This is a genomic window from Chitinophaga terrae (ex Kim and Jung 2007), assembly GCF_900107795.1.
GTDB lineage: Bacteria > Bacteroidota > Bacteroidia > Chitinophagales > Chitinophagaceae > Chitinophaga > Chitinophaga terrae.
Genome location: NZ_FNRL01000027.1, coordinates 73,885 through 92,010, shown reverse-complemented (window position 1 = coordinate 92,010; position 18,126 = coordinate 73,885). Strand labels below are relative to the sequence as shown.

Below are 18,126 nucleotides of genomic sequence, written 5' to 3'. Positions count from 1 at the left end.
ATTATCTGGGCAACCTTACGGTTACTAAGTCCTTTTTTCTTTAGAAGGATCAGTGTTCTAAGTTCCATTTTGTCTTTCCGTTGTCCTGCCATGCTGTTGTGATATGTTTATACAACAGCAACTTAAGCAGTTTAATGGAAAGTGGCCCAGTGACCTCCGTTTTCTAAATAAGAATGGCCCAACGACCTCCGAAATTCAGGAGATTTTTTGGCCCAGTGACCTCCGAAATAATTGGCAAATAAAACCGAATTAACTGGCCCATTGACCTCCGTTATAGACACTACCTCCCTGAAATACTGTTTGGCAGTGGTTCCGGGAAGCAGCAGCGTTTGTTGCTGCGCATATTGTGCATACTGCTGATGCCAGGAAAGATGAAGCGCTATTGGTTGCTCCGCCGGCAAAGGATGTTCGCCTGCCACGATAATATCATGAAGCATCAGCGCCAACCTTTTACCATGCGGGTGATACCCCGCTGGCCGCCAGCCCCCGGCCGATTCCCTTCTCAATGCAAGGCCCAACCGCTGAACGAGCACCTGTTCCATTATTGAGGCATGCGGGTCCCATTTTCCATCGCGCAGGTAATACTCCGGCCCGGGGATAGGAAGCCGCCTGAGTCCTTTGCCTCCCGAGGTTTTAACCCGCCGTAACGCCCTGTGGTGAAGCGCTTCCAGGGGCATGGAATAAACAATGGCAGGAAGTTGTGTTGCAGGCGCCTGTACGAAGTTCCGACTTGCATCCACAGCTACATTCATAGCGGCTAGGATACCGGCCGTAGTCCTGATATCATACCGGGGGTCCGATGTTTCAGAAACCGTGCAGAAATAAGTATCCGGTCCTCCTACATACCAGGTAAGCTGGTCTTTCTCCCAGTTCTCCAGGATAAGATCATATACCAGTTCTTCTTTCTTCCCCGCTTCATGGGATGTAACAGAAGCAACTGCAACGTCGGACTGATATGCGGATAGTTGTACTCCCCTGGTTAGTTTGCCGATACCTCCTGCAATTAGTGTTGGCACATAATGAGCAGTAGACCATGGGGCAATGGAATAATGCGCCGGTGAACCTGTGCCCCTGAACGGATGCGCGTCGGTTGCAAACAAGGCCTGGTCGTTGACCTGGTACAGGGGCCGGCCGTTCCTGGCGGGCGTTTCTACCAATACAACTTTCCGGGGGCCGAGATTGGTTTGTACCTGGTCGCCAATTACAATACCGGATATAGGCCCGGCAGATCCGTCGGCCATGAGTACCATCGTATCTTTTCCAAAGCAACTACCGCTGGATGGTTTGTACCAGTTCAACGATCCCCACAGGCAAAGGCTTTTACAGTAGCCATTAGGCTCCGAAACATAAATGCTGCCCGTGATAGGCCCCATAAAGCAATAAACGGTTTCCTTCTGGGGGAATCCGGCGCTGATGATCTCCGCTGCCGAGGGCTGTAACACCGTTCCTGTGATCATTCCAAACCAGGTTGTGTATCTGCCGTTCCACCAGTTATATGGTTGAACAACATACGGCACCTGCATACCTTTGTTCATACACTGGGAAATAACGCCGTTAACATCTCCGGCAGCCAGCAATGATCTGAAAGTGATCCAGATATTAAAAAGGAACCAGGTAGTGGCAGTACCATTATCTCCGCCTTTCGTGATGCTGACATTAATGTTGGTGATGAAGCCGGGATCTGTGATAATATCCAGCAAGAGGTTCCAGGCGTCGTTGGGATTGCAGCCATTCATCAGGTTAGTCCACGCATTGGCAGTAGGAGAATAGGCCGTTTGGTAAACGGCAAGGTAGGTGGCCGCCAGCGCCTGGAAATAGCTGCTGTTGATATTCGACAGGTCATCTGTCAGTTTCGATTCATCCAGTACTATGCCTACGCCGCTTTTCAGGATAGCGTCTGTAAGTACCGGCACCGCGAAATTTCCCCACCAATTGGTGTTGAAATCGTTGTTCACTGCATAAACCATGTCAAAGGCCGTACGGCCGGCTTTTGACAATACTACGCCGTTAAAGAATGCATCCTGGTACCCGTTGTAGGGACCCGAGTATTCGTAGGCGGCGGTGCATCCTGCACTTGGTTCACTGGGCTGCTGAATGATCTTGTTGTTGTGTAAACAGGCGCCTAGTATGTTAGCCAGCGTTGCATACATAGCTTCCATCACTCCTGAATTGGAATAGGCAGGAAGCGCTTCTACCAGGATGATCAGCAACCTCCTGGTGTTATCGTTATATTGTTTGTTTGCGTCAATACGATTGGTAAGGTCGTTTACCAACTCGCTTTGCAGGGAAGGATAATCTGCCATGAGTATAGTTTTATTGAAGCAGGATGGGAAAGAAACATTCTTCTTTCCCCTCCTGTGATCTTGTACATTAAGCTAATTCTAATTGTGCAGCGCCAACGGGGGCTACATTGATAGTGAAAGTTGCGTTTGCGCTTCCTTTTGCATTTGATGCTGTCATAGTTTCGTCTATCCGCAGCACCGACATAGCTTCCTGCCCGTTAGGCTGGATTTCGCCGCTTCCTGTGTTGAATGTCAGGAAGTCGGGTAGTTGATTATTCAATGCGAAAGTAAGCGGGGTGCTTGGAAACAGCCCAAAGGTCGGCCCCCATTTTTGCAGTTCACTGGGTATAGTGTTCTGTTTGAAATTCAGGTTAACCATTTGCATGTAGTTAGGCGCAACTGCCGACATGGTCAGTTGAAAAGAAGTACCCGGGCCGTTAAGGCTGTAAGCTACGCCCGTAGTTGTCTGTACCATGTATCCCTGTGCATACTCGGGGTCGTAGGTCCCGTCGTGTGGTATCACCGGCTGAAACTGCAGCGACAGGCTTTGCAGGTTAGCGCCATCATTGGCTAGTACTGCATTACTGGTCGGCGTAGTATACCAGCTTTGGGTAACCACATCGTTTTTGTCGCCAGGCTTGTTGGTAACAGGCTGGAAGCTGATAGTGTTGTCTTTCATCAGGCTTAGCAAGAGCTGAACGGTGCCGGTGGTACCTGCTGGCTGTACTACTGCGAAGATCTGTGAAAGTCCCACTCCGTCTGTTTTTACCAGCCATACGTATGCAGGCATATAGTCGGTGCTTCCAAGGCCGATGCTGCCGTCATTGTTCGCGCAAAGGCATTGAGCTCCGGTTCCCAGCGTAAAGCCAACCATCATAAGGTTATTCTGGTCGGTTGCTTTATACAGCGTCACATAATCAATAGCCGAGTCTTTAGACGTTACATAGAACCCTGCCTGTTTTACATATTGGTTAACAAATTCCGCTACGGGGTCAGGTTTCTTCCTGAAAACATTCCAGAGCATGAGCGCTAGTCCAGCCAATGCAGCAACAATAGCCAGTGGTCCGGCAACCGTGCAGAAGGCGGCCAGCCAACCGGCGGAGTCGATCAGCGCCTCGCTTACCGCCCATTCGCCGGCGATAGCCAGTAACGACAAAGCACCGCTTACCAGGCTGGCTATATCTGCTCCCAGTTCTATACCAGAATCGCCGGTTGCAATCGCGTAAATCGTATAGCCCATACCCGCAATAATAAATACGGAGCAAATACGTGTGGCGATAAAAGTATCCAGGTTCTTGCCAAATATGGTCACAATCCAGCTATCGTCCTCCCCGAAGCTGCTGGCTACTTCCAGCACATTGTCGACCGTCAGGCTTCCATCTTCTGCCAGTGTTTCCAGGAGACCGGTTTCTGACGACGCTACCCATTTAGCCGCTTTACTACCCGTATTCAACAGTGCGTCGTCCAGTATCTCTGAATCGCCAAGAAATTTCCAGTTTGTTTTACCGTTCCATAATACATTAAACGTTGCGGCTACACGCTGTCCGGGCGCCAAACCATCGGCTGTTGCAACCAGCCATGCCCTTACGCCTCTTTTGGCAATGGAGCCTGCGATCTGCAATCCCATTTGTGCAACATTGGTTACCAGTTCCGCCCTTTCCTCCGTAGAAAGGTTTTTCCAATTAGTGAAATCATAGTACATAGCAAATGCACCCATCGATGCCATTCCCATGACCAATAATCCTCCAAGCATATTGGCAGCGGTAAAAGTCCAGCTTGGGAACTTATTCTCCGCCCACTTAATGAAATACTGGGTCACATATGGGAGCGCCATTACATCGTCTATTATATCCGCGGCTTCCTGTATCACTGCAATACTTTCCCGCAGGATCTCCATTCCGTTCTCCCCGTCGATGATCGCCTGGATCTCTGCTGCCGCTTTTTGTATCTGCGCGTCTTCGTTGTTGATGTTTTCGTCCACAAACGTTTGCAGGTAGTCCCTTATCAGGTCAAAATCCATTGCGTCTCCATTAAACCCATACAGCGTAGGCATAATGTTGGTCGAGAGATACAGATTGAAGTCTGCATTGAATTTTTGTGCGAAGTAACCGGAAGGATCTAACGCTGTCAGCACCGTTGAGTATTGCTGGAACCAGCGCGACAATGTAGAGCCTTCAGTGTTGCCGGTATGTCTCGACAGTTGCAATTGTACATTCGAGAACATAGTTGCAGAGGTGACATAGGTGTATGTAGCAAACGCCCAGTACAGTTTATTGTCTTTTGCGTACTGGCCCATTTCCTCCAGGTTGGCGATCAGGTCAGGTATCAGCTTGGGATCACTGGCTCCATTCGTGCTTACATTAGCCAGTATATCATTTTTGCTGATCTCCGTCTGTTCGTCTATTTCTACATTATAAGCTTCTGCATTATCTATCTGGTCTTGCAGGAACAAGGGAAAACTATTATTGAAATAATTCCATTGATCAGCGAAGAGTTGCTGCGCGTGATAATAGTAAACCTTTGAAGTGCTGACCTCCGACTGCAGCCATGCGGAAGCTCTTGGTCCGTTCATGTTGACGGCATTTTTGTTGTCGCTGTTTGCCATACCCGAGGTAAGTACGGCAGTCGACAAAGAGGTATACCAGGCTGTGGGATCAGAAACACCCGGAACCGGTGAATTGGCGATCCTGGCAAGATTGCCTGATAATACGGGTTGGGCCTGGCCAGGGAAGAGCAGGTTCCACATAGTCGGATCAATGAAACTGTTCATGATTATACCCATGTCGTCTGTCACTGCATCCTGTACCACATTTGTCCAGCCGTTATCGACATACCTGTATGGCGTCATATTCAGCAGATCGATGATATTGAGAGATGGATTGACCACGCCCGTGCAGCTGTTGCTGTCGAAGGCTATGTACAGTCGCCCGCCGCCATAAAGGTGATGCCAGCTTAAAATACGTTCCCGTTTGTCGAATGTCCACGCCTCACGAGGCAACGGAACCTGGTCGATAAACAACTGATCTGTACTGCTGTCATTTTCGTGCCCCCGTATCAACAATAACTGCGAAGGGGACGGGGCATCCTGGTCGGTGGAGGAAAGCGCCTTCCATAACCTCATTTTAATTACCATAGGGAGTTTGTGGGACTCGGGTTCTTTTTTGCGCCGCCTGGGTCGCGCGCTTTGTTTGAATTGGTTCATCATAATGGATATTTAGAGTAAGAAAAAACAATAGGAACGCGTGTCAGCAAAACGATTACTGACAGGTGAACGACGCCCGAAGGGAGGGATCCTTGCAATTACTGTATAAGGGGTGCTTTACAGTTAACGCGCTCGACTTTGCATCAGGACAGCTTTTAAGTTTAGGGTAATTAGATGTCGGAATCTGATTTGGAATTAATGTCGGATAACAGACAAGATATATATTCGATCGGCTGCTATGGTTTGGTTTTAAAATGAAGAAAAAAATATCTGTAAATAGTTATTTTGATATAAAGAAAAAATGTTGATGGTGGCTTGCTTCAGCCTGCTATTGTCGCCTGGTTAAATATTTCGTATATAGGTTTACGTTAGTAATGATAAAAAGTGTTATTCAATGAGTTGATAGACCTGGGATAGGGCGCGTGATATTTATTTTGATGTCAACTTATCCTGTGAATATGTACTGCATTTGATCTCTGCTTTAAATAGATTATTTTTAGGATAAGACGATACTGTCCTTATTCGAAAACATTCCACGATGGCAACAATTCTACTCAGGTTTCCCTGCGGAAACAGGGCGCTCTGTGCGCTTATTTTTCTCTGTTCTTTAATGCTTGCCCACTCATCGCTTTATGCACAGGCATGTTCCGGCGGCAAACAATTTACCTTCACCCGCAACGGCACTACTTATACTTATTGCGGCTATTACAGCAACTCGCCTGGCGATACGTATGGTGCCTGGTTAAGTTCTCATCCCGGCACCCAGGCATTTGTAGATGCCGCAACAGACGGTCATTACAACTGCCATGCCTTCGCATTCGCCAACGATAAAACAGTATGGGTCACCACAGGTACAGGTGCGGCTACAGATCCGCCGATGATTTACTACAACAGCGGCTATTACGTTCAGGTAACCAACGAGAAAGACGCAGAACTGGTGATTTACGGGAGCCCTTCTTATCCTTCACATTCTGCTGTGCGGATCACCAACTCCAGCAATCCTAATTCCAGCATCCTGAAGTATCCTCAATGTGCGGGCTGGTACATTTCAAAGTGGGACGGTGGTCAGCTGGTTGTGCATCCGCTTACCGACTGTCCTTACTATGTAGCCGGACTGGTCACTTTTTACAGGAAGGCGGCGGATGCCGGTGCACAGAACAACATACAGGGTTCTAACTATTCTATAACGGGGCCCAAACTGGTATGCAGTACCGGGGCGACATTTACCTTGTCCTGCGGTCAGCCTGAAAGTTTTACGGTAACATGGAGCGCCAGTTCCAACATTAGCCTGCCTGCTAATCCAACCGCTTATCCTATAACGGTAACGGCTAATGGAAGCGGTGCGGGATGGATTAAAGCGACGTTGAATTTCACTGATGGCAGCCATGCAGACGTGGCGCAATATAATGTATGGGTAGGGCCTCCGGAAACTATCACTTCGATTTCTACTTCCCAATGGTCGGCTGGTCCGGGTACTTCTACAACCATTGTAGTACCGCAGTATAACGCTTATTTCTATGGATGGCCGTTTAATTCAGGAGATCTTATTGCTGCCAATCCTACAATTCCCAATTCCCGGGGCGTTACGAATTATACCTGGAGTAATTCATCTGAAGCTACTTTTACTCAAAACCCCGCAAACATAGGAGCGAGGTATGTGAACGGATCATTTTCCAACCCTGCTTATTGCGTGATCACCCTGCGTGCCGGCAACGCCTGCGGAATAGTGCAGTACCCTCAGTCTATCCGTGTTTCAGCTACCGGTACGCTGAAGGTAGGACCTAATCCCGCCACTACAGAAGTAACGGTTACTGTGCTGGGAACAGAGAATGACGCAACGTCGCATACTTCCGGTGCCAATGCTAAATATGCAGCAGCTTCTTCGCAAGCCTTGTCTTCTTCCGCCAACACCTATTTCATAAGGATCATTGATCTTGCAGGAGCGGTAAGATATACAGTAAGGAAGCAGGGTAAACAATTCACTATCCCGGTAATTAATTTGCCCGACGGGGTATACTTCCTGGAGGTAAGCGATGGGCGAAATGTGAGAACAGAAAAATTGCTTGTACAACACTGATGAAAGGAGGGCTGTATCAAGGGGAACCTGGACTATGGAAATTTTCATTTCATCTTCCTATAGCCCGGTTACTTTTGATGCAGCCCTCCCAGTTTGCAGGTCTAGTTCCAGCCGCCGCCAAGCGCCTGGTATATATTGATCATTGCATTCCACTGCTGTTTACGGGTTTCGACCAGTTCCATTTTAGATTCCAGCGCATCCCGCTGTGTAAGCAATACTTCCATGTAATCGGCCCTGGCTGCGGCAAACAGGTCGTTCGAAATGTCGATCGACTGTACCAGCTTATCCACTTGCTGATGTTTTAATGTATAGCTTTTATCCAGGTTGCCGATATTGGCGAGTTGGTTGGCTACTTCTATGTAGGCATGCAAAACGGTTTGCTCATAGCTGTAAACTGCCTGTACCTGTTTGGCATTAGCGCTATTGTAAGCTGCCTTGATGGCATTCCTGTTCACCAGCGGCGCCGCCAATTCTCCGCCGATCGAATACAGGAGAGAAGCCGGCGTTCTGAACAGGTAAGCGGGGCTAAAGGCATTGTATCCAACCCCGGCGGAGAAGCCAAGAGAAGGATAGAATTGCGCCCTGGCCACTTTTACATCCAGCTTGGCAGCCTTTAACGCCAGCTCAGCCTGCCTGATATCCGGCCGGTTATTCAACAACTGTGCAGGTATGCCCGCCTGGATAACGGCCGGTAATTCCTGGTCGAAGGTTTCCGCCTTCCGGGGAATATGCCCGTTGAAATGCCCTGTCAGGAAACTGATCCTGTTCTCTGTTTCCGTGATCCGCTGCTGTATATCATATTGCAGGCTTTTTGTTTTCAATACTTCCGCTTCAAATTTTCGTACTGCCAGCTCCGTTACCCTGGTGGCATCTTTCTGTACTTTTACGATTTCCAGCGCATTGTTTTGAATAACGATATTCTGGTTGATGATCTCCAGCTGCTTGTCCAATGCCAGCAGTTCGTAATAGGAGTTGGCTATTTCCGCGATCAGGGTAGTTACCACGAAGTTTTTTCCTTCAATGGTAGACAGGTACCTGGCTACTGCCGCTTTACTTGCATTATGCAGTTTATGCCAGATATCGGCTTCCCAGGTAGCGTAAGCGCCAACCAGGAAGTCGGGCAGTGGATCGGGCATTTCCTTTCCCGGTTCAATTTCCGTTGTCGCATCTCCTGCGCCCTGGCTGGTATAACGTCCTACTTTCTCCAATCCCGCCCCGGCTTTCAATCCTACGAACGGCAGGTATTCCCCTTTGCGGGCCCTGATCTCATTCCTGCTGATCTCAATCTCCTGCAGCACTATATTCAGTTCCTGGTTGTTGCTGAGCGCACTATCGATAAGCGTTACCAGCATCGGGTCTTTAAACCAGGTTCTCCATGAAAATGCTGCGATGTTTGTACTGTCCTGCGATCCGTTATAGGAAGCCGGCAGGTTGTGCTGCACCGGCTTCTCTATCGCGGCAGGTATACGGCAGGCTGCGAGGCCCAACAGGAGGACGCCCGCTGCCGCCAGTATCTTTTTATTTCTCTTACACATTGTGTTCTAATTCTTCTGTTAATGGAATTTCAACTTCATCTTTGATCAGTTTCCTTTTGCTTGCCAGCTTCGCGAACAGGTAATAAAGCCCAGGTACGACTATTACCCCGAAAACGGTTCCGAATAACATGCCGCCTGCGGCTGCGGTACCAATAGTACGGTTGCCTATAGCGCCCGGCCCCGTCGCAAAAACCAGCGGGATCAAACCTGCAATAAAAGCAAGTGATGTCATGAGGATAGGACGGAACCTTACCTTCGCGCCTTCAATCGCCGATCTGAACACAGATACGCCCTGCTGGTGTTTCTGCGCCGCAAATTCAACTATCAATACGGCGTTCTTACCCAGCAATCCTATCAGCATAACCATACCTACCTGTGCATAGATGTTGTTTTCCAGGTTCAGTAATTTCAGGAAAAGGAATGCCCCGAATATACCCGCCGGAAGGGAAAGAATAACCGCTAAAGGCAACAGGAAGCTTTCGTATTGCGAAGCAAGGATCATGTAAACGAACGCAAGACAGATCAGGAAGATATAGATGGCTTCATTACCCCGGCCTACTTCATCTTTCGTCATACCGCCCCAGTCAATATCGTATCCCCTTGGCAGGGTTGCCGCTGCCACTTCCTGGATTGCTTTAATAGCGTCGCCGCTGCTGTAACCAGGGGCCGGAGACCCCTTGATGGCGGAAGAGGTGAACATGTTATACCTGGTGATCTCATTCAGGCCATACATCTTCTCCATTTTCATGAAAGTGGAAATAGGCACCATTTCATCATGGTCGTTTTTCACATAAAGTTTCATGATATCTTCAGGCAAGGCGCGGTATTGCGGCGCTGCCTGCACCATTACCTTATACAATCGGCCAAACCTGATAAAACTGGTTTCATAGTTGCTGCCCACAAGCGTACCCAGGGTTTGCATGGCGTTGGCAATGGTCACTCCCTTTTGCTGAGCGATCTCATTGTCGATCTTCAACATATACTGCGGGTAGCTGGCGCTATAGAATGAGAACAGGGCTGTAAGCTCTTTCCTTTTGCGCAACGCAGCAACAAAATCAGTATTCACTTTCTCGAACTTCTTGTAATCGCTGGTTCCTGTTTTGTCGAGCAGGCGAAGGTCGAAACCTCCTGCGGCGCCATAACCCGGCACTGCTGGCGGCTGGAAGAATTCGATGGTTGCCCCCGGGATATCCTTGGCTTTTTCTTCCAGTTCTTCTATGATCTCTTCTGCTGAATGTTTCCGTTCATTCCAGTCTTTAAGGTTAATCAGGCAGGTACCGGAGTTGGAGCCTGTACCTTCTGTCAATACCTCGTAACCTGCCAATGCAGATACCGACTGTATGCCGTCTATTTTCTCCGCTATTTTCTGCAACCGTTCTGATATTTCGTTGGTTCGTTCCAGTGAAGAGCCCGGAGGCGCCTGTATCACGGCATAGATCATACCCTGGTCTTCGTTCGGAATAAAGCCTGGTGGAACGGTGGTGCTCAAAACCCAGGTGCCTGCGCAAAACGCAAGCAGCAGCCCCCAGGTCACTACCCGCCTGTTTACGATCCGCCGCAGTAAACGTGCATACCTTCCCGTTAGCCTGTCGAACCAGTTGTTGAACGCATCCAGGAAGCGGTTTACCGGTGTCTTCTTCCTCGGTTTGCCATGCGTGTTTTTCAACATGATAGCGCAAAGGGCGGGAGTGAGGGTAAGGGCAACAACACCCGACAGGATGATGGCGGTAGCCATAGTCACAGAAAACTGCCGGTAGAATATTCCCACAGGGCCCGACATGAACGCAACCGGTATAAATACCGCCGCCATTACGAACGTGATGGCAATAATAGCTCCGCTTAATTCATGCACTACTTTCTTTGTGGCCTGCACGGCGGAGAGATGCTCTTCGGCCATCTTCGCATGCACGCCTTCAATGATCACTATCGCGTTATCGACCACTATACCGATAGCCAGTACGAGCGCGAACAGGGTGATCAGGTTAAGCGTGAGCCCGAAGAACTGCATGAACACAAAAGTACCGATGAGCGACACCGGCACCGCCAGGGCGGGGATGAGGGTGGAGCGCCAGTCGCCGAGGAAGATGAACACTACTATACCTACGAGGATGAAAGCTTCGCCCAGGGTATGGAACACTTTTTCAATGGAGGCATCCAGGAACTTGGATACGTCGTAACTGATTTCGTAGTTCATACCTGCGGGGAAATTGGCTTTCAGCTTTTCCAGTTTGTCTTTTACTTCCTTGATCACCTGGCTGGCGTTACTGCCATAGTATTGTTTCAATACAATGGCTGCAGAAGGGCGGCCATTGAGGTTGGAGTAGATGTCGTAAAACAGGCTGCCGAATTCAATATCGGCTACATCTTTCAGGTGAAGGCTTTCGCCGTTCGGGTTGGCGCGGAGGATAATATTTTCATATTCTTCTTTCGTGCTGTACCGGCCCGAATATTTCATCACGTATTCAAAGGCCTGGGAACGTTTGCCTGAGCTTTCGCCTGTTTTTCCGGGCGCTGCTTCCAGGCTTTGATCGTTCAGCGCCTTCATCACTTCTTCCGGCGATATTTTATAGGCCAGCATCCGGTCAGGCTTCAGCCAGATACGCATGGAGTATTCCCTGGTTCCCAGGATACGGGCGTTACCTATACCTTTCAGACGGCTTAATTCGGGAACGATATTGATGTCCGCGTAGTTGTAAAGGAAACGTTCATCGGTATGGGGATCTTTACTGTAAAGGTTTACATACATCAGCATGGCTGGTTGTTCCAGGCTTGTCAGCAATCCTTCGCGTATAACCAGCGGCGGTAGTTTGTTGATCACTTTGGCAATACGGTTCTGTACATTCAGCGATGCCTGGTTAGGATCGGTACCCAGGTCGAATACGATCTGTATGTTGGCTTCCCCGGTATTCGTAGCGTCGGAGGTCATGTATTTCATTCCCGGCACCCCGTTGATAGCTCTTTCCAGCGGGATGATCACAGTTTTTACCAGCAGTTCGCCGTTGGCTCCCGGGTATTCTGCCGTTACTTTTACAGTAGGGGGCGAGATGGCGGGAAACTGGGTTACCGGTAAGGTGGTAATTCCTAAGATCCCAAGGAAAACAATAATGAGCGAGATCATTATTGATAACACCGGCCTTTTGATAATATTACTGAACATAGTTAATTGATTTTTGGGTGCGGCTTATTATTCGGCCTTTAATCTTAGTTGTGCGATCACTTTTTCCGGAGCCTGGTATTGATAAGATATCTTCTGCTCATCTTTTACTTTCTGTACTCCTTCCAGCAGTATCTTGTCGCCCGCTCCTATACCGCTGCCTACTACGAAAAGGTCGGGCATTTCGGCGGCGATGCTGATCTCTTTCGACTTCAGCGTATTATCCTTTCCAACGATGTATACATACCTTTTGTCCTGGATTTCGTAGGTCGCTTTCTGTGGGATCACCATTGCGTTTTTCAGCTGTACTTTCATCTGCACTTTGCCGGTCTCTCCATGTCTCAGTATCCTGTCTGGATTGGGAAAAGTAGCCCTGAAGGCGATGTTTCCCGTTTCGTTGTTGAATTCACTTTCTATGGTTTCCACTACGCCCGGGTATTTAAATACCTGGTTGTTGGCCTGGATCAGCTGAACGGTTGCTTTATTGTTTTTGGCAGCGCTGCCTGCATAGTCCAGGTATTCAGGTTCGGCCACATTGAAATAGGCGTACATCTGGCTGTTGTCGCTGAGCGTTGTGAGCAGGTCGCCTTCTTCTATAAGGCTTCCTATTTTGCGCGGGAGGCGGTCAACAATGCCGTCGAATGGCGCGCGGATCTCCGTAAATGCCAGGTGTACGCTGGCGAGGGCCTGTTCGGCTTTCGCTTTTTGCAGGCGGGTGTTGGCCAGCGCCAGTTCGTTGGGCGACACAATATGTTTATCTGCCAGCGCCTGGGTGTTCTTTAATTCTATTTCCGCAGCTTTGGCTTCTGCTGTTGCTTTCTGCAGTTCTGATTCATAGATCTTGGGCATGATCTTGAACAGGAGTTGTCCTTTTTTTACGACCTGTCCTTCGTCTACATAGCTCGTTTCCAGGTATCCGCGTTCCTGCGCCCGGATCTCGATGTTCCTTACAGAGCGGATCTGTGAAACATATTCCCGTGTTACGGCGGTGTCCATGTACACCGGGCTGGTAACAAAGTACTGGCCTTCTTTTTCCTTTTCTTCGGTTTTAGGCTTGCAGCCGAAATGGCATAGCAGGGCGCACAAGCCTGATAGCATGAAAATCCTTTTCATAGTAAATCTGTATGTAGCAATAAGTGATTGGCAGTGGAAGGTGTAACCTGGCGGCAATAACATCCTGCATTCCGGGTAGCCGGACGTATACAAAACAGTATCCTGGATCGGCTATTCCGAAACAGCGACAGGTTTACAGTTGATTATAGAAATATCAGATCCTGATCACTCGCAGGCGCAAATAAAGTCCGGCAGGGTAATCGAAATGCGGTGTAACGGGAACTAAAGGTTTGAAGGTAGCCTGGTCTGGCAGGGAGGCCAACAGGTAGTAATAAAGTGAGGCAACTAACTGGGGAGTAACAAGATTTTTTTTGAAGGCAACTACTGTTTCATCTTCGTCTTCAGTATCTGTTGCGTAGATGATCTTAAAGTTTTCTTTTACTTTTTTAGGGCGGGAAAAATTCAGATCCGTATGCTTTTCCCTTGCCATAGGTATGTGGCCAACCGTGGTCACCGTTTGCCTGGCGGGGAAACGAACTCCTTTGCTGGCATGTGCGGTAGCCTTGCTATAAAAACCTACGATAAATAAACCCAGGTATATTAGTAATCTGTTTAACCACCTTTTCATCGAGCCATAAAAATATATATTGTCAGGAAAAAATCCAATTTCCGAACGCAAATATAGGTTAGAAGTAAATTAAATTTTATCCGCTCGTCATTCCTTTTTATTTTTTTATGGTCATATCAGCTTTACCGATTCAGCTATCCTGCAGGCTTCCATGGCATTTCTTACATGCAGCTTCTCCAGGATATTCTGCCGGTGGCGGTTAACTGTGTTGATGCTGATAGAAAGGATAGATGCGATATCTTTACTTCTCTTCCCATTCTTAATTAATCGCAAAACATCTTTTTCTCTCTCTGATAAAATATTATTGAATTCATCTTCGTTCGGCAAAATCACTTTACCTGTACGGGTATTGACGATAACGCCGTAATAGGCGTCTGAATTCCCCGCGTCGTACGCGAGGTTATAGAGACATAATGCCAGCCAGATATTCCCGTCGTCTGTACTTTGTATATAGAACATCCGGTGCAGTACCCTGACGAGCTTATTGTCCTTGTCGTGCATGTGCAGGTAACTGACAACCTGGTAATCGGAACGTTCTGTTACCGGAAGCCCTTTTAACAAATGAAAGAAGCGGAGTTCCAGGGCGTATTTTTCCAGGAGATCACCAGGTCTTATCTTCCTGAATATATCTTCTTCCCAGATGGATGCAATTTCTTCTGCATTGGCGTTATGTTCCAGTCCCAGTGCAGCTGCTGTTCCCCCGTTATAGATATAGCTTTTATTTGCTTTCAGATCGCTCAGTACGCTGATTGAATTTTCGACCCTGGCATAAGCCTGGGCAATGAACTGGCAGTAGGGGAGACGGGCCGACAGGTCAAGATCGTCGAATGATTGTTGCAGCAGTTTATCGTTGAGCGTATTTAAGATATTCATACCCGTTAAATATGGTTATTTTTAACCATTGTGTGTTCATTGGTAAGGATTTACCTTTGCAAAGCTAATTAATTCGATGGTTAATTTCTTTTTAAGAATGGTTAGCAGGCAAACAAGAATATGGTATGAAGAAGATTTTATTAAGCGTATTGATGTTATCGGCGATGCATACAGTTTCAGCCCAGACGCTGAAAAAGATGCAATGGTTTAACGAACCGGCTGAATGGGATATAAATGGAAATGAACTGTCTATGACCGTTACTCCGCAAACTGATTACTGGCGCATTTCCCACTATGGTTTCACGGTTGATGATGCGCCATTCTATTATGCTAACTACGGTGGAGAATTTGAAGTGAAAGTTAAACTCACAGGCGAATACAAGGCGAGGTTTGATCAAATGGGATTAATGATCAGGATTGATCATGAAAACTACATAAAGACAGGCGTTGAGTTTGTAGACGGAAAGTTCAATGTGAGCACCGTAGTTACGCATAAAACCAGCGATTGGAGCGTACTGCCACTGGAAAAAGCGCCTCCTTTCATTTGGATAAAAGCGGTGAGAAGATTGGATGCGGTAGAGATCTACTACTCGCTGGACGATAAGAACTATATAATGACCAGGAATGCTCCCTTGCAGGATAATCGCCCGGTAATGGTAGGGATGATGGCGGCATCGCCCGACGGGAAAGGCTTCAAGGCTAAGTTTGAAGGATTTAAAGTAACTCATTTGCCTGATCAGCGCAGGCTGAACTGGTTAAAGCAAAACGCTGAATAGAGCGAACAATAGAGATTGATAATGAATATGTGAACCTGTGATTTCTCACAGGTTTTCCTGTTTTCAGGCGAAAAGTCTTACATTGTTGATGATGGAAAAACATTTTATTATCGACGGTGATAACATCCACGATATTCCTTCTTTTTATGCAGAGATCAATCGCGTATTCATGCAAGGGGAAGACTGGAAGCTGGGCAACAGCCTGGATGCGTTCAACGATCTGCTCTATGGCGGATTCGGGGCTTTGCAGGGATGTGATAAAGTGAAGCTGGTCTGGAAGCATACAGAAAAAAGCAAAGCGGCGCTGGGAGTTGAAACAACCCGGAAGTATTATGAAGAAAAGCTGCGGCCGGAGTCTCCGTTCAACAAAGATCATTTCAGGAAAAAGCTGGCAGCGCTGGAAGTGGGGAAAGGAGAAACGTATTTTGATATATTGATGGAAATAATCAGGGAACACCCCAACGTGGAATTGGTTACCGAGCCCTGAACGGTTTTATAAAAAAGGGAGAATGACCCGGGTCATTCTCCCTTTTTTTATGTAAGGCTGAAAATTAAAACTTGATCAGAAGTTTCTCTGCAACCAGTTTGCCATCTTTATAATATTCGAAATACCAGTCGCCATTCTTTTTGCTTACAACTCCATGCGCTGTGCTGTTTTCTGCGATGAACAGGTCGGGTGTGGAGGTTTTGGAAAGTGTCAGCACGATCTTAGGCGAAGTATCGATCAGTTGGTAACCGTTGGCGGTTGCTTGCGCATACAGGGTGCCTGCGGCTTCTTTGCTTTCTGCTGTTGCCGGTTGCGATGCCGGAACAGGAGATGGCGGAGCCGCAACAGGAGCGGAAGCCTGGGGCTGCGCAGGAGCCGGGGTTGCAGCAGGAGCATTGTTGGTAGTGCCATTGTAAGCATAATGGGCATCATCCAATGATTTAAAAGCTTCTCTCAGCGCCCCGTTATAGGAGGCATAAAAATCTTTCTCCCTGCTCTTTCCTTCTTTTCCTTTAAACAGTACATTTCCCTGGCAATCTTTCAGTATCAGGGTCAGGTTAGTAGTGAAGATAGCTTTACGTTGTTCCACATCCGCCAGCAGCGCATTGCATTTATTGCCGGCAAGCTCTTTCGGAATTTCTGTATTGTTGAAGTAGACAGTGAATCCCTTTTCTTCCAGCAAACTTTTAGCAACTGTATTCAATCCGTATTCATTCACTTCCTTAGAGAAGCTGAATCTTTCTGGCAACAGTACATACTTGTAGTTATTGATTGAATTCTGTGCAAATGCACCAACTGACAGGAATAAAAGCAGTACAAATGAATATCCTTTCATATAGGACGATTATAGTCTTGTAATAGTGACGAATATATAAAAAATCTACTCAAAACCAGCGCCTTATAAAAATTATAAAGCTGGTTTCCTACCTGCAATGTAAATCAGAAAATAAATCTAAAAATGCTTTCACCCATTTTTATTTTGGTATGCTCCGCTTATCAGTAACCTGGTTTTATGCTTATTTTCACCACATTGTATTGGTTAGGAGAGCCTTTCCGGATAAAAGAACAGGTGGTGTGCTGTAGTTTCAAAAAGGCTATAACAGCAGGTGTGCGGTTAATATATAACCTGGCATTGAAATGCCTGGTTGGGCGATTCCCTTTCGGAAAACTTTCTTCTACATTCGCTTTCCTGGTTTATTGACTCTCGAAAGCTTCGAATACGTTGTATTAATTTTTAACAGTATGCTTCCTGTTGTAAAAACAGTTGTAGGTAGACACAGTGTATATACAAATGATTTCGCTGAATGACAATCGTTATTTTTTGCTGTACACCACTGCAGGAAGCGCGGAAAGCTATATTCCGGGTACAAAACTAGCAGGCGGCTCATTGATAGTCAAGAGTAGATGTACGCAGTGTTGGGCAATAATGAAGCGTATTTATACTTATTATTCTTAATTGGTTTTGTAAATTATTTATTCATAGAGATTTAAAATGATATTTAGCTTTATTAAATGTCTATTAAATTATCGCCCGGGTTGCAGCCAAAAAAAGATGCCGGGGGAAGCGATCCCCCGGCATCTGTCAAATGAATTAAGCTGTAGGTTTACCTTGTACAATCCGCCGACCAGGCTTTATTATCCCTGGTAAAACCGATCACCAACCTGTCTTTGTTGATAGTGATCAATCCGGTGCCGGAAGAGCCGATGCTAACCATGGTGTTGTCGTCTTTTTTCTCGAATTCCACGCCTGTCAGATCAGGGATCCCATCAGAGAACCTGAAGTCATAACGGGTGCCTACCTTAGTTACGAAAACACTTCCGTTATCCTTACTAATATTTTGATCGGAATCAGTGTAGCCAATTTTTCCTTTAAATGTACCTGCAAAAATATCTGTGTCAGCAGGGTCCTTGTCTTTGCTACAGGAGGTAAACAACAATGTACTCAGGAGAAGCGCTCCCATGAAGCTCATAAACATTTTCATAAAGATACGTTTTGGTTATGCCTTTCAAAAAGGCAATTAACATACCACTATCTGTTTTGTTGTTGCCGGGTTCAGGT

Annotated in this window: 12 protein-coding genes; 3 read left to right on the top strand and 9 right to left on the bottom strand. The window is 47.2% G+C overall.

The window, feature by feature from the left end:
* Positions 1-131: 131 nt before the first annotated feature.
* Both BLV62_RS22785 and BLV62_RS22780 read right to left on the bottom strand, forming a co-directional pair.
* The gene (locus tag BLV62_RS22785) at positions 132-2,303 is read right to left on the bottom strand and encodes a Hint domain-containing protein (protein WP_089764610.1); all 2,172 of its coding nucleotides are present in this window, start codon (positions 2,301-2,303) and stop codon (positions 132-134) included.
* Positions 2,304-2,370: 67 nt separating this feature from the next.
* A complete protein-coding gene (locus BLV62_RS22780; protein ID WP_089764608.1) occupies positions 2,371-5,487 on the bottom strand; it encodes a hypothetical protein in 3,117 nt (1,038 codons plus the stop codon).
* A 535-nt stretch (positions 5,488-6,022) separates the two neighbouring features.
* On the opposite strand from BLV62_RS22780, the gene BLV62_RS22775 reads away from it, so the two are divergent.
* Complete coding sequence (locus BLV62_RS22775; protein WP_089764607.1) at positions 6,023-7,561, top strand: T9SS type A sorting domain-containing protein; 1,539 nt, start codon at positions 6,023-6,025, stop codon at positions 7,559-7,561.
* Positions 7,562-7,662: 101 nt separating this feature from the next.
* On the opposite strand, the gene BLV62_RS22770 is transcribed toward BLV62_RS22775, so the two are convergent.
* The 5 genes from BLV62_RS22770 to BLV62_RS22750 form a co-directional block, all read right to left on the bottom strand.
* Positions 7,663-9,096: a TolC family protein gene (locus BLV62_RS22770; protein ID WP_089764605.1), complete on the bottom strand. Its 1,434-nt coding sequence runs from the start codon at positions 9,094-9,096 to the stop codon at positions 7,663-7,665.
* Positions 9,089-12,253 carry an efflux RND transporter permease subunit gene (locus BLV62_RS22765; protein WP_089764604.1) on the bottom strand — a complete coding sequence of 1,055 codons (3,165 nt, stop codon included), beginning with the start codon at positions 12,251-12,253 and terminating at the stop codon, positions 9,089-9,091. Before BLV62_RS22765 ends, BLV62_RS22770 begins: the two co-directional genes overlap by 8 nt.
* 27 nt (positions 12,254-12,280) lie before the next feature.
* Positions 12,281-13,363, bottom strand: coding sequence for an efflux RND transporter periplasmic adaptor subunit (locus BLV62_RS22760; protein WP_089764602.1), 1,083 nt, complete (start codon positions 13,361-13,363; stop codon positions 12,281-12,283).
* A 154-nt stretch (positions 13,364-13,517) separates the two neighbouring features.
* A complete protein-coding gene (locus BLV62_RS22755; protein WP_089764600.1) occupies positions 13,518-13,931 on the bottom strand; it encodes a hypothetical protein in 414 nt (137 codons plus the stop codon).
* Positions 13,932-14,042: 111 nt separating this feature from the next.
* The gene (locus BLV62_RS22750; RefSeq protein ID WP_089764598.1) at positions 14,043-14,804 is read right to left on the bottom strand and encodes a response regulator transcription factor; all 762 of its coding nucleotides are present in this window, start codon (positions 14,802-14,804) and stop codon (positions 14,043-14,045) included.
* 125 nt (positions 14,805-14,929) lie between these two features.
* On the opposite strand from BLV62_RS22750, the gene BLV62_RS22745 reads away from it, so the two are divergent.
* Together BLV62_RS22745 and BLV62_RS22740 are read left to right on the top strand one after the other, a co-directional pair.
* Positions 14,930-15,580 carry a DUF1349 domain-containing protein gene (locus tag BLV62_RS22745; RefSeq protein ID WP_089764596.1) on the top strand — a complete coding sequence of 217 codons (651 nt, stop codon included), beginning with the start codon at positions 14,930-14,932 and terminating at the stop codon, positions 15,578-15,580.
* 91 nt (positions 15,581-15,671) lie between these two features.
* Positions 15,672-16,067 (top strand): barstar family protein, encoded by a 396-nt coding sequence (locus BLV62_RS22740; RefSeq protein ID WP_089764618.1) that lies wholly within the window; start codon positions 15,672-15,674, stop codon positions 16,065-16,067.
* A 64-nt stretch (positions 16,068-16,131) separates the two neighbouring features.
* Here the strand turns inward: BLV62_RS22740 and BLV62_RS22735 are convergent, their stop codons facing one another.
* On the bottom strand, positions 16,132-16,902 hold the full coding sequence (locus BLV62_RS22735; RefSeq protein WP_089764595.1) for a hypothetical protein: 771 nt from the start codon (positions 16,900-16,902) through the stop codon (positions 16,132-16,134).
* Between the two features lie 769 nt (positions 16,903-17,671).
* Positions 17,672-18,049: a hypothetical protein gene (locus tag BLV62_RS22725; RefSeq protein ID WP_089764592.1), complete on the bottom strand. Its 378-nt coding sequence runs from the start codon at positions 18,047-18,049 to the stop codon at positions 17,672-17,674.
* Between the last annotated feature and the right edge of the window lie 77 nt (positions 18,050-18,126).